This window comes from Phenylobacterium sp. (assembly GCF_004799515.1).
In the GTDB taxonomy this organism is placed as follows: Bacteria; Pseudomonadota; Alphaproteobacteria; order Caulobacterales; family Caulobacteraceae; genus Phenylobacterium.
In genome coordinates, this window is record NZ_SSMX01000014.1 from 41,735 (window position 1) to 60,595 (window position 18,861).

The 18,861-nt window shown below is 68.1% G+C and carries 15 protein-coding genes, 1 tRNA gene and 1 riboswitch; of the genes, 9 read left to right on the forward strand and 7 right to left on the reverse strand.

Annotation, left to right across the window (positions count from 1 at the left end; translation table 11 throughout):
• Positions 1-57: 57 nt before the first annotated feature.
• The 3 genes from lptD to lptF all read right to left on the reverse strand — a co-directional run bounded on the left by lptD (position 58) and on the right by lptF (position 4,900).
• Positions 58-2,502, reverse strand: a complete 2,445-nt coding sequence (gene lptD, locus E8A49_RS05955) for an LPS assembly protein LptD (protein ID WP_293377568.1) — start codon at positions 2,500-2,502, stop codon at positions 58-60.
• A gap of 153 nt (positions 2,503-2,655) precedes the next feature.
• Positions 2,656-3,756, reverse strand: coding sequence for an LPS export ABC transporter permease LptG (gene lptG, locus E8A49_RS05960; protein WP_293377571.1), 1,101 nt, complete (start codon positions 3,754-3,756; stop codon positions 2,656-2,658).
• A 7-nt stretch (positions 3,757-3,763) separates the two neighbouring features.
• The gene (gene lptF, locus E8A49_RS05965; RefSeq protein ID WP_293377574.1) at positions 3,764-4,900 is read right to left on the reverse strand and encodes an LPS export ABC transporter permease LptF; all 1,137 of its coding nucleotides are present in this window, start codon (positions 4,898-4,900) and stop codon (positions 3,764-3,766) included.
• A gap of 167 nt (positions 4,901-5,067) precedes the next feature.
• On the opposite strand from lptF, the gene E8A49_RS05970 reads away from it, so the two are divergent.
• From E8A49_RS05970 to E8A49_RS05980, 3 genes are read left to right on the forward strand one after another with little or no spacing between them, the layout of a single operon-like run.
• A complete protein-coding gene (locus E8A49_RS05970) occupies positions 5,068-6,519 on the forward strand; it encodes a leucyl aminopeptidase (RefSeq protein ID WP_293377577.1) in 1,452 nt (483 codons plus the stop codon).
• Position 6,520: 1 nt separating this feature from the next.
• Positions 6,521-7,231 (forward strand): alpha/beta fold hydrolase, encoded by a 711-nt coding sequence (locus tag E8A49_RS05975; RefSeq protein ID WP_293377580.1) that lies wholly within the window; start codon positions 6,521-6,523, stop codon positions 7,229-7,231.
• Positions 7,224-7,685 carry a DNA polymerase III subunit chi gene (locus E8A49_RS05980; RefSeq protein ID WP_293377583.1) on the forward strand — a complete coding sequence of 154 codons (462 nt, stop codon included), beginning with the start codon at positions 7,224-7,226 and terminating at the stop codon, positions 7,683-7,685. Before E8A49_RS05975 ends, E8A49_RS05980 begins: the two co-directional genes overlap by 8 nt.
• Here the strand turns inward: E8A49_RS05980 and E8A49_RS05985 are convergent.
• Positions 7,682-8,935 (reverse strand): glycosyltransferase, encoded by a 1,254-nt coding sequence (locus tag E8A49_RS05985; RefSeq protein ID WP_293377586.1) that lies wholly within the window; start codon positions 8,933-8,935, stop codon positions 7,682-7,684. The two genes, E8A49_RS05980 and E8A49_RS05985, sit on opposite strands and share 4 nt — an antisense overlap.
• 88 nt (positions 8,936-9,023) lie before the next feature.
• On the opposite strand from E8A49_RS05985, the gene E8A49_RS05990 reads away from it, so the two are divergent.
• Positions 9,024-9,106, forward strand: a tRNA-Leu gene (locus tag E8A49_RS05990).
• Between the two features lie 212 nt (positions 9,107-9,318).
• The gene (gene tig / locus E8A49_RS05995; protein ID WP_293378021.1) at positions 9,319-10,677 is read left to right on the forward strand and encodes a trigger factor; all 1,359 of its coding nucleotides are present in this window, start codon (positions 9,319-9,321) and stop codon (positions 10,675-10,677) included.
• A 166-nt stretch (positions 10,678-10,843) separates the two neighbouring features.
• Here the strand turns inward: tig and E8A49_RS06000 are convergent, their stop codons facing one another.
• Complete coding sequence (locus E8A49_RS06000) at positions 10,844-11,002, reverse strand: hypothetical protein (protein ID WP_293377589.1); 159 nt, start codon at positions 11,000-11,002, stop codon at positions 10,844-10,846.
• Between the two features lie 380 nt (positions 11,003-11,382).
• Here E8A49_RS06000 and E8A49_RS06005 point away from each other — a divergent pair, with 380 nt between their 5' ends.
• The 4 genes from E8A49_RS06005 to E8A49_RS06020 all read left to right on the forward strand — a co-directional run bounded on the left by E8A49_RS06005 (position 11,383) and on the right by E8A49_RS06020 (position 17,343).
• Positions 11,383-13,167, forward strand: a complete 1,785-nt coding sequence (locus E8A49_RS06005) for an FAD-dependent oxidoreductase (RefSeq protein WP_293377592.1) — start codon at positions 11,383-11,385, stop codon at positions 13,165-13,167.
• Positions 13,152-15,002: a 2-oxoacid:acceptor oxidoreductase subunit alpha gene (locus E8A49_RS06010; protein ID WP_293377595.1), complete on the forward strand. Its 1,851-nt coding sequence runs from the start codon at positions 13,152-13,154 to the stop codon at positions 15,000-15,002. Before E8A49_RS06005 ends, E8A49_RS06010 begins: the two co-directional genes overlap by 16 nt.
• 10 nt (positions 15,003-15,012) lie before the next feature.
• The gene (locus E8A49_RS06015; RefSeq protein ID WP_293377598.1) at positions 15,013-16,068 is read left to right on the forward strand and encodes a 2-oxoacid:ferredoxin oxidoreductase subunit beta; all 1,056 of its coding nucleotides are present in this window, start codon (positions 15,013-15,015) and stop codon (positions 16,066-16,068) included.
• Positions 16,069-16,128: 60 nt separating this feature from the next.
• A riboswitch (yybP-ykoY riboswitch) is annotated at positions 16,129-16,315 on the forward strand.
• 20 nt (positions 16,316-16,335) lie between these two features.
• Positions 16,336-17,343 (forward strand): sodium:calcium antiporter, encoded by a 1,008-nt coding sequence (locus E8A49_RS06020; protein ID WP_293377601.1) that lies wholly within the window; start codon positions 16,336-16,338, stop codon positions 17,341-17,343.
• Between the two features lie 4 nt (positions 17,344-17,347).
• On the opposite strand, the gene E8A49_RS06025 is transcribed toward E8A49_RS06020, so the two are convergent.
• Together E8A49_RS06025 and purM are read right to left on the reverse strand one after the other, a co-directional pair.
• The gene (locus E8A49_RS06025; protein WP_293377604.1) at positions 17,348-17,755 is read right to left on the reverse strand and encodes a hypothetical protein; all 408 of its coding nucleotides are present in this window, start codon (positions 17,753-17,755) and stop codon (positions 17,348-17,350) included.
• A gap of 7 nt (positions 17,756-17,762) precedes the next feature.
• Positions 17,763-18,791, reverse strand: a complete 1,029-nt coding sequence (gene purM / locus E8A49_RS06030) for a phosphoribosylformylglycinamidine cyclo-ligase (protein ID WP_293377607.1) — start codon at positions 18,789-18,791, stop codon at positions 17,763-17,765.
• Positions 18,792-18,861: the final 70 nt, after the last annotated feature.

Below are 18,861 nucleotides of genomic sequence, written 5' to 3' on the forward strand. Positions count from 1 at the left end.
ACGCACGCGAATCATGGATGAACTCATTCCCTCGTCCGGCCGCGTACAGCCGTATCCTTATCTGCCATAAAATGGTGCGCCCAATGTGGCGAGCGTTAGGCGCAGGGACAGCGCATCGGTGGTGCCCAGGCGGCCCGCGATGATGTCCTCGTGCCGATAATACACGTCCACACGGATACAGTCGTCCTTGTAGAACACGCCGACGTCCCGGATCACCCAGGCATCTTGTATCAGGTCGCGGTTACCGTAGGTCGACAGCCCCCAGTGCTGGGTGAGGTTCAGGTCGCCGCCGAACTCCACGTTCTTGATTGGCGTGCCGTCGATGCCCTCGTCGTCGGTGAGGTAGCTGACAAAGCCGGTGCCCCACTTGAAGTTGACGCTCGCGCCCGCCTCCAGGCGGTGGATCTTGTAGGTCTCGCCGTCGATGCGGGCGCGGCCGAAGAAGGACAGGCCTTTAATCGGCGCGGCGTCGCCGGCGACGATCCAGTCCGAGGCGGTGTCGTTGAGGCCTGAACCCTGCGGGAAGACGTTGTTCGGCTCGGCGCGGAAGCTGCGGCCGATCAGGAAGCTGGCCCGCCGACCGTCGTCCCACAGCACCGACACCCGGCCGGCGAGGTTCAGGCGGTCCCCGTCCTCGTAGAGGTCGTAGCCGGGGAACTTGTCGGCCTGGAACAGGGTGGTTTCGTCGAACTCGAAGGCGACCGAGTCCTCGTTGAAGTAGATCGGCAAGCCGGTCGTCGCATTCTTGCCGATTACGATCTGGTCGGCCTTGGGCGACAGCGCGATCTGGGTCAGGGGCTCCAGGACCACGGTGGCGTCGCCGATGCGCCGATAGATCGGATAGGAGAAGTCGGCGCCGGCGACGCCCACCAGCCGGGATTCAGTCTTGTTGAAAGTCGCCAGGCTGGTGGGGGTGGCCTGACCGAGCTGAACCAGGATGTCGCTGATGTCGTAGTCATCGGCCCGGATATTGATGAAGGGGCTGACGCGGAAGCCGCTCTCGGAGGTGAAGACGCGATTCCAGTCGGCGCCCGCCGAGATGCGGGTCGAATTCATCCCAGGCGCTTCCTCGGTGAGGACGTCCGGCGACTGGTCACGGGTCAGGGTGACCTCGCTGGCGGTGAAGCGCAGCCGCCCGCCGAAGATGTCGTTGGGGTCCTCGTAGTGGCCGTCGATGATCGGGGCGACCACCGGGAAGGTGCGGTTATTGTCGCCGACCCGGATGCCCTGGATGTCGAAGGCGGCGATGGAGAAGTAGGAATTGGCGTCCTGGCGGTCAGCGTAAACCTGACTGATCAGCCGGTGGTCGTCGGCGACATAGGGGCCGCGCGCCTCATAGACCCGGCCTATGTCGTACTTGTCGAACAGCAGGGTGTCGGAGACCCGCTCGGCGGTGAAGCCGGCCACCCAATCGTCGGTGATCTGGAAAGCGCCGCGGGCTAGGATGAAGCTGCGGAAGGTGTCGTCTCCGAAACGGACGCCGTCGGACGTCAGGTCGTAGTCGTGGGTGAAGCCCGCCCGCACGTCCACGACGCCGTTATCGAACGCCTCCCGGAAGCGCATGCTGATGAACGGGTTGGCGTTGGAGTTGAACTGCGGGCTGACGGTCAGATCCGCCGAGGGGCTGAAGACGAACAGATAGGGCTGCTGGTAGGTGAAGCCGCGGCGCTTGTTGTAGCCGATGGTGGGCGCCAGCAGGCCGGACTCCCGGTCGGCCGACGGGTCGGCGTGCCAGAACACCGGCAGGTAGAGGATCGGGATCCCCAGCACGTGCACCTTGGCGTGCCGGTAGTAGATGATGTGATGGATCTCGTCGCGGACGATGCGGTCGGCGCTGATCGACCAGGTCGGGTCCTTCGGGGTCTCGCCGATGCATATGGCGCAGGGCGTGTAGATCGCCCGGTTCAGCTCCTGCAGGTCCTCCGAGCGCCGCACGGCGGTGTCCGAGGAGATCTTCACCTCCTGGTTGGAGTGCAGGTCCTTCATCTGGGTCGAGAAGGCGATGGCCACCGCGGCCTGCATCTTGTCGTCGATGGTCATCTGGTCGGCGTATTCGACCGTGCCGTCGTCCTTGATGATCTGCACGTGGCCGTAGGCGCGGATGACGCCCTGGGCGGGGGCGTTCTTGTCGTGGGTGCGCTGCTCCCCCGCCGGCGCGGGCGGCGCCTCCTGATAGACCAGGCGGTCGGCGCGCAGGGTCTGGTCCTGGTAGCGCACCTCGACGTGGCCTTCGGCGGTGGTGATGCCGTTCTTGTCGTCGCGGGTGAGCTCGTCGGCCTCCAGATAGAGCTCGCCCTGCTTCAGGCCGTCGGTATGGACCGGGGCCTGAGCCTTGCTTGCCCCGGCCTGCTTCGCGCCGGTCAGGTTGTTGAGCAGCTGGCCGCGCTCATCGTGGCCCAGCGGGCTCTGGAAGGTCGGCTGTGCGTTCGGCTGCGTCGTCGGCTGGTCCTGCTGGGCGAAGGCCAGCGCCGGCCACGCGGCGGCCAGCGCCACGCCCATCATCAGGGCGCGTTTCAGGGCTTTCGCCGAGACGCCCCCAAGGGAGGCGCAAACAAGGACGGCAGCGGGCAGCGCGCGCCGACGCGGAGTCATCTTGGCTTTCCGATCCCTATCGCGACGCGCCTCACCGCCTGCATAGCCCCGCATGCTGAGGATTCAACCGTCTTCGGTGTAGCAGAGCAGGGTAAGGCCAGACAGCAGCGCCACCACCGCCGGCGCCCAGGCCGCCGCGAAGGTCGGAATGATGCTGGCCTTGCCGAGCGCGCCCGAGAACTGGTTCAAGAAGTAGACGATGAAGCCCAGCGCCATACCCGCGCCCACTAGGCTGGCGAGGCCGCCCAGGCGCACCAGCCGCAGCGAGAAGGCCGCTGCGAGAATCGCCATGGCGGCGAACATCAGCGGCGTGGCCAGCAACTGCTGGAAGCGCAACCGGTAGCCGGCGGCGGAGAAGCCGGACTGTTCCGTCTGTTCGATCGCCTGCGGCAGGCGCCAGAAGGTGATGGTGTCCGGCGCGGCCAGGCTTTCGAGGGCGGATTCCGAATCCAGGGTCGAGCGGATCGTCAGGCTGTCCGACTGCACCGAACTCTCGCCGGCTGTGGCCTCGCGCACGTCGGTGAGCTGCCAGAATCCCGGACGCATCACCGCCTCGGCGGCCTCCAGCCGGCGTTTGAACTCCGGCTGGCCGGTGGGGGTCTTCTGGTAGATGAACATCGAGACCCCGCGCAGGCGCACCTCGCCGTTCACGGTCACCCGCGACTTGGCGTGGATCACCATCTGGGTGTGCTCGTCGCCTTGGCGCAGCCAGAGGTCCTTGGCCGGGGCGGCGCCCTGGGATTCGGACATGATCTTGGCGCGGTCGGCTTCAAACCGGGCGTTGAGCGCCGCCGAGACCGGGTTGATCGCCACCACCGCCAATATCCCCGCGAGAAAGGCGGCGATGGCCGAGGGTGTGATGAACCGCCACGCCGAGATGCCGGCGGCGCGCATGGCCACCAGCTCGCTGCGGCGGTTCAGGCCCACATAGGCGAACATCACCCCGCTCAGGAAGACGAGGGGCAGCAGCAGTTGGATCACCGAGGGCGACTTCAGCAGCGTCAGGCCGAAGATGTCGGCCGCGCTGACGTCGGCGCGCACCGCCAACGAGCGCGACAGGTCGACGAACTGCACGAGCAGGATCACCGAAGACAACAGCGCGAAGGCGCCGGCGACCCCGGTCAGGTTGCGGTAGAGCACATAGCGTTCGAGCCGACCGTTCATCGCTGCCTCACGCGGGCGCCGCCACGAGGCGTGTCGGCCTGCGGCGGATGTCGATGAAGCGGCTCACCCGCTGGCGGAAGATGGCGTGCAGGGCAAAGGCGGTGGCGCCGAGCGGGATCAGGTACTGCAACAGATTGACCGCGACGTTGGCCTCGCTGGCCGACTGGGCCACGAAGCCCAGGATTCGCACCAGCACCGCGACGCCGATGGTGGTGATGATCCGACGCGCGTAGCCCAGGCGCGAGAACCCGCCGCCGATGATCGCCGAGAGCGCCATGGCCATGAAGGCGATGTTGTAGAGCGGGGTCGCCAGCCGCGAATGCCCCTCGGCCAGCAGCTGCTTGCGGTTCTTCTTCTCCCAGGTCTGCTGCATGTCGGGGTGGAACAGCTCATGCAGCCAGCGGTCCGACGGCTTGTAGTGGATCATCTCATCGGCGTTGCTGAGCTGGTTCAGCTCGTAGGGATATTCCTTGAAGGTCAGGACCTCCAGGACGCCCCGGGCCGAGAATTTCTGGGTCGAGCCGTTCTCCAGATACAGCACCGAGTTCCCGCGGTTCTTGGCGATGTGACCGGTGTTGGCCAGATAGCTGGTCGCCGTGCCGTCCTGCTTCAGCTCGTGGATGAACATGTTGTGCATGTCCCCCTTGTTGTCGATGCTTTGGGCGTAGACCGTCAGGCCCGGCGCGGGCTGGGTGAATTCGCCCTCGCGCACCATGGTCGCGGCCATGTCGCCACGCACGTCCATCCACACCTGACGCAGGGCGCGGTAGGCCAGGGGCTGCACCCACAGGTTCATAACCAGGGCCAGGAAGGCGATGGTGGCCGCCAGCCGCATGGCCGGCGAGATCACCCGCCAACGGCTCATGCCGCCGGCGAAGCAGACGACGATCTCCTGCTCCGTGTGCAGCCGGTTCAGCGCCACCAGGGCAGCCACGAACACCGCGATCGGCAGGACGAGGTTGATCTGCTGCGGCATGGCCAGCAGGGTGACCTTCAGGAAGACGATGGCGCTCTGCTGCTGATTGACGATCAGGTCCAGGCCCGAAAGGCTTTCACCCAACAGGACAACACCGGTCAGCGCCAGAATCGCGAACACGGTCGGGCCCAAGAGCTGTCGGAGCAGGTAGCGGTCGATCAGGCGCATGGCTAAAAAATCGGGATTCGCTCGGAGATTTTGCCGCGCCCCCGCCGCGGAGGTGATCTAAACCATGCGTCGCCCAGTCAGACAACCGCCGCTCAGTTCTCGCCGAGCTTGTCGGACGCGGGTGTAGCCTTTTGGCATCCACGGCCCACCACGCACAGAGAGATTGAATGGACATCGAGTTTGTCGCCGCCGGCGCCGCCCTTTCCCCGAACACCGCCGTCGGCCGGGTCGTCTATGAAGGCGCGGGCCTCGACGGCGTCCTGGGCGCGGCCGCGGCCGCCAGCCGCTTCACCGGCGCCAAGGGCCAGACCCTCGATGTGCTGGCGCCGGCGGGCCTCGACGCGGCCCGGCTGGTGCTGGTGGGCGCTGGCAAGGCCGAGGCGGTCGATGCGCTGACGCTGGAGCACGCCGCTGCCAGCGCCTATGCGGCGGTGAAGGCCTCGGGCCTGACGGCGCTTCGCCTGGAGCTGCCCAACGCCGGGCCGGAACTCGCCGCCCGCGCCGCCCTCGGCGTCCGCCTCGCCAGCTACCGCTTCGACAAGTACCGCACCAAGGAGCCAGCGGAGAAGAAGCCCTCGGTGGTCAAGGCCGAGATCGTCGTCGGCGACGTCACCCAGGCGCTGAAGGCCTTCGAGCCCCTGGCCGCCCTGGCCGACGCGGTGGCCTTCACCCGCGACCTGGTCTCCGAGCCGCCGAACGTCCTCTATCCCGCCGAGTTCGCCCGCCGGGTGAAGGCGCTGGAGAGCCTGGGCCTGGAGGTCGAGATCCTGGGCGAGCCGGAGATGATGAAGCTCGGTATGGGCTCGCTCCTGGGCGTGGGCCAGGGCTCGATCCGCGAAAGCCAGCTCGCGATCCTCAAGTGGAACGGGGCGGCGGACAAAACCGCCCAGCCCATCGCCTTCGTGGGCAAGGGCGTCTGCTTCGACACCGGCGGCATCTCGCTGAAGCCGGCCGAGAATATGGAAGACATGAAGTGGGACATGGGCGGCGCGGGCGCCGTCGCGGGCCTCATGCACGTGCTGGCCGGCCGCAAGGCCAAGGTCAACGCCGTGGGCATCCTGGGCCTGGTGGAGAACATGCCCGACGGCAACGCCCAGCGGCCCGGCGACGTGGTCACCTCCATGTCCGGCCAGACCATCGAGATCATCAATACCGACGCCGAGGGCCGCCTCGTGCTGGCCGACGCCATCTGGTACTGCCAGGACCGCTTCAAGCCGAAGTTCATGGTCGACCTGGCGACGCTCACCGGGGCGATCATCATCGCGCTGGGGAACGACTTGGCCGGCTGCTACGCCAACAACGACGAGCTGGCCGACAACCTGGTCGCCGCCTCCAACACCGAGGGCGAGCCCCTGTGGCGCATGCCGCTGCCGGCGCAGTACGACAAGAACATCGACTCGATGATCGCCGACATGAAGAACACCGGCGGACGGCCGGGCGGCTCGATCACGGCGGCCATGTTCATCCAGCGCTTCGTCAACGGCGTGCCCTGGGCCCACCTCGACATCGCATCCACCGCCTGGAAGAAGCCTTCGACCATCCCCACCAGCCCGGACGGCGCCACCGGCTATGGCGTGCGCCTTCTGAACCGCATGGTGGCGGAGAAGTACGAGGGCTGAGGTGGCCGAGCGCGCGCCGCGTTTCGTCCTGTTGCACAGCCCGCTGCTGGGCCCGATGGCGTGGCGTCGGGTCGCCGCCGAACTCGAGCGGCGGGGCCACGCGGCGCCGACGCCGAGATGGCCAAGGCTGTCGGACATCGTTGAGGGGTTTTACGGCGCGTTGGCCGACGGCGTCGCGGCTGAGCTTGCCGGCGAGGCGCCCGCCTTGTTGGTCGCCCACAGCGGCGCCGGCGCCCTGATCCCGGCCCTGGCGGCGCGGCTTTCGTCTCCTCCAGCCGGCGTGATCCTGGTCGACGCCATCCTGCCGCATCCCGGGCGCAGCTGGTTCGACACCGCGCCGGCCGAGATGCGCCAGAGGCTGCGGGCCGGCGCCCAGATGGGCGAACTGCCCGCCTGGGATGAATGGTGGCCCCCGGGCGCCCTGGAGCGCCTGGTGCCCGACGCCGCCGTCCGCAGTGAACTCCTCGCCGAGCTGGAGCCCTTGCCGCAGGCCTATTTCGAGGAACCCGCGCCCGAAGAGGCCCTGACGGGGCCCGTCGCCTATCTGCAGCTGAGCGGCGCCTACGAGGCGGAAGGTCTGGTGGCCGGGCGATACGGCTGGCCTCGGGTGCATCTTCCGCTGCATCATCTGGCCATGCTGACCCATCCCGAAGCTGTCGCGGCGGCGCTGGAGTCGCTGGCCGTGCAACTGGCGGAGCCCGCGCATGGCTGAGGCGGCGCCCATCGAGGTGTGGTTCTACCATCTGGAGCGGACCAGCCTGGAGCAGGCCCTGCCGGAGCTCCTGGAAAAGACCCTGCAGCGCGGCTGGCGCGCCCTGGTGCGGGCCCGCGACCCGGCCCGCGTGCGCGAGTTGGACGCCGCCCTCTGGACCTATCGGGACGACAGCTTCCTGCCGCACGCCCCCGCCGACGAGGCCAGCGCCGCGCGCCAGCCGATCCTGCTGACCACCGGCTTCGAGAACCCCAACGCCGCCGCCGCGCTCTTCCTGGTGGACGGCGCCGAGCCCGGCGAACTCGCCGGTTTCGAACGCTGCCTGGTGCTGTTCGACGGCGCCGACGAAGCCCAGCTGGCGGTCGCCCGCGCCCAGTGGAGCGCCATCAAGGCCGCCGGCGCCCAGGTCTCCTACTGGAAGCAGCAGGCGAGGGGCTGGGCGCGGCAGGCCTAGGACGCCGCGCCCTCCGCCGGCGGCTCCGGGATCTCCAACCCCATCTCGCGCAGGACCTCGAACCAGGCGGCCAGGCCGTCACGGCTGGCGAACCTCGCCACGGCCGTGGCGCGGGCGGCGGCTCTCAAGGGCGCTGAGGCCTGCGGGTCGCAGCAGGCCTCGATCATCGCGCGCGACAGGGCGTCCACGTCGAAGAACGGCAGCAGCCGTCCGTTCACCCCGTCCTCGATGGCGTCGTGCAGCGGGGCGGTGTCGGAGGCGATGACGTAGCAGCCGCTGGCCATGGCCTCGACCAGCGACCAGGAGAGCACGAAGGGGTAGGTGTAGTAGATGTGCGCGGTCGAGAGCCGCATCGCCGCCAGCAACTGCTCGTGCGGCGCCTTGCCGAGGAAGTGCAGGCGCCTGGTGTCCAGCGCCAGCCCCTCGAAGGCCACTTCGCGCCAGCTGCGCCCATCGGGCGAAGCGCCGCCATAGGGCCGCGGGTTGCTCTCGCCGAACATCAGCACCTGGGCGTCCGGGACCTCGGCCATCAGCCGGGGCAGGGCGCGGGCGAAGATGTGCAGGCCCCGGAGCGGCTCCATGTGGTTGTTGGCGTAGGTGATCACCGGGGTTCCGGGCGCGATGACCCGGCCGTCGGCCAGGGCGAAGGGCTCGGCCGGCCCGGGCCGGATGGCGTCCACGTCGATGCCTTCGTGGATCACCCGGACCCGGGGTTGGAACACCGGCGGCAGGACGGAGGCCTGGAAGGGCGTCGGGGCAACGATCGCGTCGGCGTCGGTCAGGGCCAGCGCCATGCCGGCGTTCTTGGACTTGCCCAGCAGGATCGACAGCTCCGTGGGCTGGAAGAACTCGGTGTCGAAGCCGATGTCGAGGCCGCGGCCTCTGTAGAAGAACTCCGAGAACGCCACCTGCTTGGCGTCCGGCCAGACCTCGTCGAGGAAGAGGGTCTCGCCCCAGCCGTTGTGGCCCACGATCACCCGCGGCTCGACCCCCTCGGCCTTCAGGACGCCGGCGACGCGCAGGGCGTTGGCGGCGCGGATCATGTCGGCCTCGGCGCGCATGGCCAGAGGCAGGACGCCCGGCGTCGTGCCCCGGTCGAGCGTATAGCGGCCCATACGCACTCCGGGCATGCCGCGCGCATCCTTGCCCGCAAGCGCCCAGCAGGGCACGCCGCGCGCCGTCAGCGCCTCGGCCAGCTTGCGGAATTGGCCGGGGAAGTTGGTGTGGACGAAGAGCACGCCGCGCGACATCGCCGCCTTCTGCCCGCAGCCGACGCCCCTGTCACGGGGCGAGGCGCCGGCTTGGCGGCGCGGGCCATCCCGGCTATGGCGGTCCCACGCGGCTATGGCGGAATTGGTAGACGCAACGGTTTTAGGTACCGTCGGGCAACCGTGGGGGTTCGAGTCCCTCTAGCCGCACCATCCTGCTTCGCGCCTGGAGGCGCTGCGCGGGACAGGTTTCCAGCGCCGCGAAAAGGGCTTGCCCTTCGAAGCCTTGGCGAAGAAGGGCCGCCGTGACATAACCCGCGCCCTCCGCCGCATTGGCGGTTATTGTCCTCAATCTCAGCGTGGCCGATGGCGCGGATACGGCGCGGCGGTCCGGAAGTTTTCGAACCGAAAGTCCCAAGATGTCGATGCAGATCGTTGAAAAGTCCGGTGAAGGCCTGAGCCGCGTGTTCGGGGTCACCGTTCCGGTGTCGGACCTCAACGCCGCGCTGGACGCGCGCATCGCCGAGATCACGCCCACCCTGAACATCAAGGGCTTCCGGCCGGGCAAGGTGCCGCCGGGCCACGTGCGCCGCCTCTATGGCAAGGCGTTGATGAGCGAGGTGGTCGAAAAGACCCTCAACGAGACCACCCAGAAGGTGCTCGACGAGAACAAGCTGCGCCCCGCCGCCGATCCGGACCTGAAGCCGGAAGGCGACATGGAGGCCGTCATCGAGGGCAAGGCTGACCTCGCCTATGAGATCGCCGTCGACGTCATGCCGGACTTCGAGCCCACCGACATCGCCAAGCTGTCGCTGACCCGGCCGGTCTACGAGCCCACCGAGGCCGAGGTCGACGAGGCCGTGGCCGACCTCGCCAAGCAGAACCGCACCTACGAGGCCAAGACCGGCAAGACCGTCAAGGCCAAGGACGGCGACATGGTCGTCATCGACTTCCTGGGCAAGCTGGACGGCACGCCCTTCGACGGCGGCGCGGCCGAGGACGCAGAGCTGGTCCTGGGCTCGGGCCAGTTCATCCCGGGCTTCGAGGAGCAGCTGGTCGGCGTGAAGGCCGGCGACGAGGTCGAGGTCAAGGTGACCTTCCCCGAGCAGTACCAGGCCGCCAACCTGGCCGGCCAGGCCGCGGTGTTCGAGGTCAAGGTGAAGGAGATCAAGGCGCCGGTCGACGCGCCCGCCGACGACGCCTTCGCCACCCGCCTGGGCGTCGACAGCCTGGAAAAGCTGCGCGAGCTGCTGAAAGGCAACCTGGAGCGCGAATACGCCGGCGCCAGCCGCTTCAAGCTGAAGCGCGCCCTGCTGGACCAGCTCGACACCAAGCACGACTTCCCGCTGCCGCCGAAGATGGTCGAGGCGGAGTTCAACGCCATCTGGCAACAGGTGGAGCAGGACAAGGAAGCCGGCGCCCTGCCCGACGAGGACAAGGGGAAGTCGGACGACAAGCTGCGCGAGGAATACCGCAAGATCGCCGAGCGCCGGGTGCGCCTGGGCCTGGTCCTGGCCGAGATCGGCCGCGCCAACAACGTCCAGGTCACCGACCAGGAGCTGGGCGAGGCCATGCGCCAGGAAGCCATGAAGTACGGGCCCCAGGCCCAGCAGGTCTTCGACCTGTTCCGCCAGAACCCCAACGCCCAGGCACAGCTGCGCGCGCCGATCTTCGAGGACAAGGTGGTCGACCTGATCGTCGAGAAGGCCAAGGTGAAGGACACCAAGGTCTCCAAGGACGAGCTGATGAAGGACGACGACCTTCCGGCCGGCTACGGGGACTGAGTTTCCTTGGATGTCATCCCGAAGCCGCGGAGCGGCTGTCCGGGACCCATAAGCGCATGATGCGCCAAAAAGGGCTCGGCCACGTGGCTGAGCCCTTTTTCGTTCTGCTGAGTCCATGAATCCCGGTCTTCGCGTGCCGCGAAACCGGGATGACACCCTCAGAGGTTCAGAGCCCCCGAAGGTGCTGCAGCAGCTCGGTGTTCTCCACGCGGGCGCGGCGTTCGTTGATTTCCTGGAACAGGGTCGGCGCGCCCAGGTCCTCGTCGAGCGGGGCGGGCGAATAGGGCAGGGACTCTTGCACTGCGGCTTCGCTGAATGGCTCCATGGCCTTCTCCCAATCCCCGCCATCCGCCGGTTGGCGGACCCACGAGGCTCCCGTCGTTAAGTTACCATTAGGAAATCCGGACGCCCGCCAGAAAAGCTGGCGGCGCGCTCACGTTCGCTTGAGGCGCCCCTAGGGAAAACGCCCGCCAAGCTCACGCCCGAAAAGGCAGATTTCTCGCGTGGATCGCGCATGTCCCGCCTGAAATTACCGAACGCCGATCAGGAATGGGCTTGGCTTGACCGGGCAACGGGGCCTAACCTGACGCAATAACGCCGCGTTGTGACGGCCAAAGCCCCTCCTGAGCCGAAGCGCTCCGCGCCTGACCCAGGTCCGACTTGCCGCCGCGAGAGTAGAGCGTCGCGGGAAGGGACCTGAAGCCGTTGCAACGTACCAGCGCGTGGACTCCCGACTACTTCCATAAGGTCGTCGATTGCCAGTACGCCTGTCCGGCCCACACGCCGGTGCCGGAGTACATCCGCCTGATCGCGGAGGGCCGCTACTCCGACGCCTACATGATCAACTGGCAGTCCAATGTCTTCCCGGGCGTGCTCGGGCGGACCTGCGACCGCCCCTGTGAACCCGCCTGCCGGCGAGGACGCGTCGAGGAGGAGCCGGTCGCCATCTGCCGGCTGAAGAGGGTCGCAGCCGACAACAAGGACGACGTCTCCGCCCGCATGCCCGCGCCGGCGGCGAAGAACGGCAAGCGGGTGGCCATGGTGGGGGCCGGACCCGCCTCGCTGACGGTGGCCCGCGATCTCGCGCCCCTCGGCTACGACATCACCATCTTCGACGGCGACGCCAAGGCGGGCGGCATGATCCGCAGCCAGATCCCGCGCTTCCGCCTGCCCGAGAGCGTGATCGACGAGGAGGTGGGCTACATCACCGGCCTCGGCATGACGCTTCGCCTGGGCGAGCGGATCGGCAGCCTGAAGACGCTGTTGGCCGAGGGCTATGACGCGGTCTTCGTGGGCTCCGGCGCGCCCCGCGGCCGCGAGCTGGACCTGCCGGGCCGCCAGGCCGCGGCGGCCAACATCCACATCGGCATCGACTGGCTCTCCAGCGTCTCCTTCGGCCACGTCGACAAGATCGGCCGGCGCGTGATCGTGCTGGGCGGCGGCAACACGGCCATGGACTGCTGCCGCACCTCGCGCCGGCTGGGCGGCGAGGACGTCAAGGTGATCGTCCGCTCCGGCTACGAGGAGATGAAGGCCAGCCCCTGGGAGAAGGAAGACGCCGTCCACGAGGACATCCCGATCATCAATTTCCGGGTGCCCAAGGAATTCACCCATGCGGACGGCCGGCTGACCGGCGTGCTCTTCGAGGTCGTGGAGGCCCAGTACGACGACAAGGGCCGCCGCCGGCTCACGCCCTCCGGCGCGCCGGACGAGCACTATGAATGCGACGACGTGCTGGTGGCCGTGGGCCAGGAGAACGCATTCCCCTGGATCGAGCGCGACCTTGGCCTGGAGTTCGACGAGTGGGACGTGCCCAAGGTCGATCCGATCACCATGCGCGGCGGCATCCCCAACGTCTTCTTCGGCGGCGACGCGGCCTTCGGGCCGAAGAACATCATCTGGGCGGTGGCCCATGGCCATGACGCGGCGGTCTCGATCCACAAGTTCTGCTGCGGAGAGGACGTCGCCGACCGCCCGCCGCCGGAGTTCTCGCTCATCAGCCAGAAGATGGGCATCCATGAGTGGAGCTACGACAACGACATCGCCAACGACCGCCGCTACCGCGTGCCGCTGCGCGACAAGGCCGTGGCGCTGAAGGACGTGAAGATGGAGGTCGAGCTCGGCTTCGACCGCGAGACCGGCTACCGCGAGGCCGAGCGCTGCCTGAACTGCGACGTCCAGACAGTGTTCGCCGACAACCTGTGCATCGAGTGCGACGCCTGCGTCGACATCTGCCCGGTGGACTGCATCACCTTCACTCAGGAACGCGATGAGCCGGACCTGCGCCAGCACCTGAAGGCGCCGGCGCTAAACCTCGACCAGCCGCTCTACGTCTCCGGCGCGCTGCCCACGGGCCGCGTCATGGTCAAGGACGAGGATGTCTGCCTGCACTGCGGCCTCTGCGCCGAGCGCTGTCCCACCGGCGCCTGGGACATGCAGCGCTTCACCTTGGAAATGACCCATGCGGGGGGTGCATGCCAATCTCGGTGAAAACGGGTTCGACGAGTTCCGGTGCGGTGACGATCAACGACTTCGTGGTCAAGTTCGCCAATGTGAACGGCTCCGGCTCGGCCAGCGCCAACGGCATGTTCGCCAAGTCGATCCTGCGCTGCGGCGTGCCGGTGGCGGCGCGCAACATCTTCCCCTCCAACATCCAGGGCCTGCCGACCTGGTTCGAGGTGCGGGTGACCGAGGCCGGCCACCTGGGCCGCCGCGGCGGGGTCGACCTGATGGTCGCCATGAACCCGCAGACCTGGGACCGCGACGTGGCCGAGATCGAGGCCGGCGGCTTCCTGTTCTACGATTCCACCAAGCCGCTGCCGCCCAGCAAGTTCCGCGACGACGTGACCGTCATCGGCGTGCCGCTGACGGCCATGTGCAACGAACGCTACCAGCTGCCCCGCGAGCGCCAGCTGTTCAAGAACGTGGTCTATCTCGGCGCGCTGGCGGCGCTGCTGGGCGTCGAGCCGGCGGTGGTCGAGACCATCCTCGCCGAGCAGTTCGCCGGCCGCCAGAAGCTGATCGACGCCAATATCGAGGCCCTGCACATGGGCGTGGGCTACGTCCACGAGCACCTGGCGCCGATCCGGCTGCAGGTCCGGAAGGCCGACAAGGTCGGCGACCGCATCTACGTCGAGGGCAACTCGGCCGCGGCGCTCGGCGCTGTCTATGGCGGCGCCACGGTCTGCGCTTGGTATCCGATCACGCCGTCCACCTCGCTGGCGGAGGCCTTCACCGGCTATTGCGAGGATCTGCGCACCGATCCGGACGGCAAGGCGCGCTACGCCATCGTCCAGGCCGAGGACGAGATCGCCTCCATCGGCATCGTGGTGGGCGCGGGCTGGAACGGCGCCAGGGCCTTCACCTGCACCTCCGGGCCCGGTGTCTCGCTGATGACCGAATTCATCGGCCTCAGCTATTTCGCAGAGATCCCGGCGGTGATCTTCGACGTGCAGCGCGGCGGGCCCTCCACCGGCATGCCGACCCGCACGCAACAGGCCGACCTGCTGGGCGCGGCCTACGCCAGCCACGGCGACACCAAGCACCCGTTGCTGCTGCCCGCCGACCCGGGCGAGTGCTTCGAGATGGGCGCGCTGGCCTTCGATCTCTCCGACCGCCTGCAGACCACGGTCTTCGTCATGCTCGACCTCGACATCGGCATGAACGAGTGGCTGACCAAGCCCTTCGCCTGGGACGACAGCCACAATCTTGACCGCGGCAAGGTGATGACGGCGGAGATGCTGGAGGCGGGCGCCGACTTCGGCCGCTACAAGGACGTCGACAGCGACGGTATCCCGTTCCGCACCTATCCCGGCGTGCACCCGTCCAAGGGCGCCTATTTCACCCGCGGCACCTCGCGCAATCCCTACGCCCGCTATTCGGAGGAGGGCGCGGTTTACGTCGACAACATGCAGCGCCTGTTGCGCAAGTTCGAGAGCGCCAAGGCCCTTATGCCGAAGCCGGTCCGCCAGGACGCCAAGCGCAAGACGACAGACGGCGTGCTCTACTTCGGCTCGACCACGCCCTCGATGCTGGAGGCGCTGGAGATGCTGGAAGGCCACGGCCGCCACCTCGACGCCATGCGCCTGCGCGGCTTCCCGTTCAGCGACGAGGTCTACGACTTCGTGGCGGCGCACGAGCGGGTGTTCGTGGTCGAGCAGAACCGCGACGGCCAACTCAGGACCCTCCTGATGAACGAGGGCGAGATCGACCCGGCCAAGCTGGTGCCGGTGCTGCACTATGACGGGACGCCGATCACCGCGCGGTTCATCGCCGGCGAGATTGGCCAGCTCCTGGCGCTCGGCCAGATCGAAGCGGCGGAATAGGGGCGGCGGCATGACCTACATCCTCAAGCCCCAGCTGCACCACCCCAAGCTGGCCACCAACAATCTGGGCTTCACGCGGCGCGACTACGAGGGCTCGGTCTCGACCCTCTGCGCCGGTTGCGGCCATGACTCGATCTCCTCGGCGATCATCCAGGCGGTGTTCGAGCTGGAGTTGCCGCCGCACCGCATCGCCAAGCTCTCCGGCATCGGCTGTTCGTCCAAGACCCCGGACTATTTCCTGGGTGCGAGCCACGGCTTCAACACCGTCCACGGCCGCATGCCCTCCGTTCTGACCGGCGCAAATCTCGCCAACAAGGATCTGATTTACCTAGGTGTTTCCGGTGACGGCGATAGCGCCTCGATCGGTCTTGGCCAGTTCGCCCACGCGGTGCGGCGCGGCGTCAACATGCTCTATATCGTCGAGAACAACGGGGTCTACGGCCTGACCAAGGGCCAGTTCTCGGCCACCTCCGACAAGGGCTCGAAGTCCAAGAAGGGCGTGGTGAACCACGACGCCGGGATCGACCTGGTCGGCATGGCCCTGCAACTCGGCGCCACCTACGTCGGCCGCTCGTTCAGCGGCGACAAGGACCAGCTGGTCCCGCTGATCAAGGCGGGCCTGGCGCACAAGGGCGCGGCCTTCATCGACGTCATCAGCCCCTGCGTGCAGTTCAACAACCACGTCGGCTCGACCAAGAGCTTCGACTACGTGCGCGAGCACAACGAGGCGGTGAACCGGCTGGACATGATCCCGGCCCGCAGCCCCATCCACGTGGACTACGCCCCGGGCGAGACGGTGACGGTCACCCAGCACGACGGCTCGGTGCTGTCGCTGCACAAGCTGGCGGAGCTTTACGATCCGTCCGATCGCGCCCAGGCGCTCGGCTTCCTGCAGTCGCGCCAGGCCAGGGGCGAGATCGTCACCGGCCTGCTCTACGTCGACCCCGAGGCTGGCGACCTCCATGACGCCCTCGACACCGTGGCGACCCCCCTGAACGAACTGGGCCAGGCCGATCTGGTCCCAGGCTCGGCGGCGCTCGCCAGGATCAACGCCGAGCTCAGGTAGCCAACCGAGCGGAGTGGGGTAGCTTGTTCGTTGACCTGACGCGGCGCGGCGCCTAAGACCCTCCCACTCTTTGGGGAGTAGCCGGCCTCGCGTATCAGAGGCGCCTGCGTCAACACACTCGGCTCAAGTCTCTTAGGAGATGACGGCCGTGGCGCGGGCAGTCCGTCCGACTTGGCGAGACCATAGGGTTCGGCGTTCGCACCAGGGTTGGGCGAGGGCGCCGATCCCTTGGCTCGTGCGCCTGGCCCCCCGAGATGACCGCCTCCGATGACCAGCTTGCCTGTCGTGACCGCCCTGCTGCTGGGCTCGGCCGTGGTGATCTACCTCGCCTGCGAGGTCTTCGTGAACGGCGTCGAGTGGGTCGGCCGCCGGCTCGCCGTGGGCGAGCAGGCGACGGGCTCGATCCTGGCGGCGTTCGGCACGGCCTTGCCGGAGAGCGTGGTCACCTTCGTGGCCGTGGTGTTCGGGGCGAGCGCGGCGCAGAAGCAGATCGGGGTCGGCGCGGCGCTGGGCGGGCCGTTGGTGCTCTCGACCATCGCCTACGCCACCGTGGGCGTGGTGCTGATCTGCTGCCGCGCCCGGTTGCCCAAGACCGAGGCCTGCCGCGGCGACTTCCTGGCGCTCAGCCGCGACCAGGGCTGGTTCCTGCTGATCTTCGCCGCGAAGATCGCCCTCGGCCTTGTGGCGTTCGCCGTGAAGCCCTGGCTGGGCTTCCTCTTCCTGGCGGCCTACGGCGCCTACTTCTGGAAGGAGATGCGCGGCCCCAGCGACATCGAGGCGGAAGAGCTCGAGCCGCTGAAGCTGATGCCGCGCAGGCCCGAACCGCCCACCTGGGCCGCGGTGGTCCAGACCCTGGCGGCGCTCGCGGTGATCTTCGCCGCGAGCGAGCTCTTCGTGAAGCAGCTCGGCATCCTGGGCCCCGCGCTCGGCATGAAGCCGCAGCTCCTGGCCCTGCTGCTCAGCCCCATCGCCACGGAACTGCCGGAGACGCTGAACGCCATCATCTGGGTGCGTCAGGGCAAGTATCGGCTGGCGCTGGCCAACATCTCCGGCGCCATGATGATCCAGGCCACCGTGCCCACGGCCTTCGGCCTCTTCTTCACGCCCTGGATCCTCGACCCGGCCCTGCTGGTGGGCGCCGGCGTCACGGCGCTGGCGATCGTCGCCATGTTTGTCGCCTTCCGCCGCGGCTTTATCAGCCGAGCCTTCCTGGCGTCGATGGCGGGGTTCTACGGCCTGTTCGCGGTGCTGGTGATTGCGCTGAAGCTCTTCTAGGCGCTCACTGGCCGAGGATGCGAGCCTCCCGCACATAGCCGAAGCCGCCCGCGCCCGACCAGGCGCGTCCGTCGGGATAGCGCAGCTCTATCCCGGCGAGATCGGTCTCGTCCGCCAGGCGCACGTTGACGCCCATCTGGACGTTTCCGAACTTCGAGACAGCGCTTGGGGTCAGGACGAAGTGGGTCGTGGCGCCGCAATTCGGGCAGAAGTGGACTTCAGCGGCCGGGTGTTCCTTGTCTTCCCGGCTAAATCCCTTCGTGGCGCCTTCGACGACCACGTCGGCGGGATGGAAATAGGCCCAGCGGGCGCCCGACCCGCTGCACAGGGTGCAGTTGCACTCGTGGACGAAGCCGGGCCGCTTCGAGGTTTCGACGCGGACCCGGCCGCAGACGCAGGAGAGCTTCAGCATCCGCGCCTCAGGCCGCCGCCAGCTCGCCGACCACAAAGGCGTCCTCGCCGTCCCGGACCAGGCCTTCCAGCACCTCCGGCAGGTCGTGCGGGTCGACGATCAGCATCAGGCCGACGCCGCAGTTGAAGGTGCGGCGCATCTCCAGCTCCGGCACGCCGCCCGTCTCCTGTATCCAGCCGAATACCGGCGGCGGGACCCAAGCGTTCCAGTCGAAGCGGGCGACGAGGCCCTCGGCGATCGCGCGCGGCGGATTCTCGATCAGGCCGCCGCCGGTGATGTGCGCCAGGCCCTCGATGCGGCCGGCCTTCAGGTGCTTCAGCACGGTCTTCACATAGATGCGGGTGGGCGCGAGCAGGGCCTGGGCGAGGGTCTTGCCGTCTTCTTCGAACGGCGCGGGCGCGTCCCAGGCGAGGCCCGAGCGCTCGACGATGCGGCGCACCAGGGAATAGCCATTGGAATGCGGGCCGGAGGAGCCCAGGCCGATCAGGATGTCGCCGGGCTTCTGGGCGTCCAGGCGGGGCAGCACCTTGTCGCGGTCCACCGCGCCGACGCAGAAGCCCGCCATGTCGTAGTCGCCCTCGGCGTACATGCCCGGCATCTCGGCCGTCTCGCCGCCCACCAGGGCGCAGCCCGCTTGGCGGCAACCCTCGGCGATGCCGGCCACCACGGCGGCGGCCGCCTCCACGTCCAGCTTGCCGGTGGCGTAGTAGTCCAGGAACATCAGCGGCTCGGCGCCCTGGGCCAGCAGGTCGTTGACGCACATGGCCACCAGGTCAATCCCCACCGTGTCGTGGATCCCGGTCTCGATCGCCACCTTCAGCTTGGTGCCGACCCCGTCGGTGGTGGTGACCAGGAGCGGATCGTCATAGCCGGCGGCCTTCAGGTCGAAGAGCGCGCCGAAGCCGCCCAGCGAGGCTTCCGCCCCGGCGCGGCGGGTCGATTTGGCCAGCGGCTTGATGCGCTCCACCAGGGCGTTTCCGGCGTCGATATCGACGCCGGCCTGGGCGTAGGTGAGGCCATTGGGCCGGTCGGACATCTGGAGGCCTTCGAGAGAAATGCACGGCGCGAGCAACGCGGACTTGCAGACTCGCCGCTTCGCGGGGCTA

Bases quoted from the DNA above. Each gene is read 5' to 3' on its own strand.
- tig (WP_293378021.1), top strand. From the start codon at position 9,319: ATGCAGATCGTTGAAAAGTCCGGTGAAGGCCTGAGCCGCGTGTTCGGG.
- lptD (WP_293377568.1), bottom strand. From the start codon at position 2,502: ATGATGGGCGTGGCGCTGGCCGCCGCGTGGCCGGCGCTGGCCTTCGCC.
- E8A49_RS05970 (WP_293377577.1), top strand. From the start codon at position 5,068: ATGGACATCGAGTTTGTCGCCGCCGGCGCCGCCCTTTCCCCGAACACC.
- lptG (WP_293377571.1), bottom strand. From the start codon at position 3,756: ATGAACGGTCGGCTCGAACGCTATGTGCTCTACCGCAACCTGACCGGG.
- lptF (WP_293377574.1), bottom strand. From the start codon at position 4,900: ATGCGCCTGATCGACCGCTACCTGCTCCGACAGCTCTTGGGCCCGACC.
- E8A49_RS06000 (WP_293377589.1), bottom strand. From the start codon at position 11,002: ATGGAGCCATTCAGCGAAGCCGCAGTGCAAGAGTCCCTGCCCTATTCG.
- E8A49_RS06015 (WP_293377598.1), top strand. From the start codon at position 15,013: ATGACCTACATCCTCAAGCCCCAGCTGCACCACCCCAAGCTGGCCACC.
- purM (WP_293377607.1), bottom strand. From the start codon at position 18,791: ATGTCCGACCGGCCCAATGGCCTCACCTACGCCCAGGCCGGCGTCGAT.
- E8A49_RS06010 (WP_293377595.1), top strand. From the start codon at position 13,152: ATGCCAATCTCGGTGAAAACGGGTTCGACGAGTTCCGGTGCGGTGACG.
- E8A49_RS06025 (WP_293377604.1), bottom strand. From the start codon at position 17,755: ATGCTGAAGCTCTCCTGCGTCTGCGGCCGGGTCCGCGTCGAAACCTCG.
- E8A49_RS06020 (WP_293377601.1), top strand. From the start codon at position 16,336: ATGACCAGCTTGCCTGTCGTGACCGCCCTGCTGCTGGGCTCGGCCGTG.
- E8A49_RS05985 (WP_293377586.1), bottom strand. From the start codon at position 8,935: ATGTCGCGCGGCGTGCTCTTCGTCCACACCAACTTCCCCGGCCAATTC.
- E8A49_RS05980 (WP_293377583.1), top strand. From the start codon at position 7,224: ATGGCTGAGGCGGCGCCCATCGAGGTGTGGTTCTACCATCTGGAGCGG.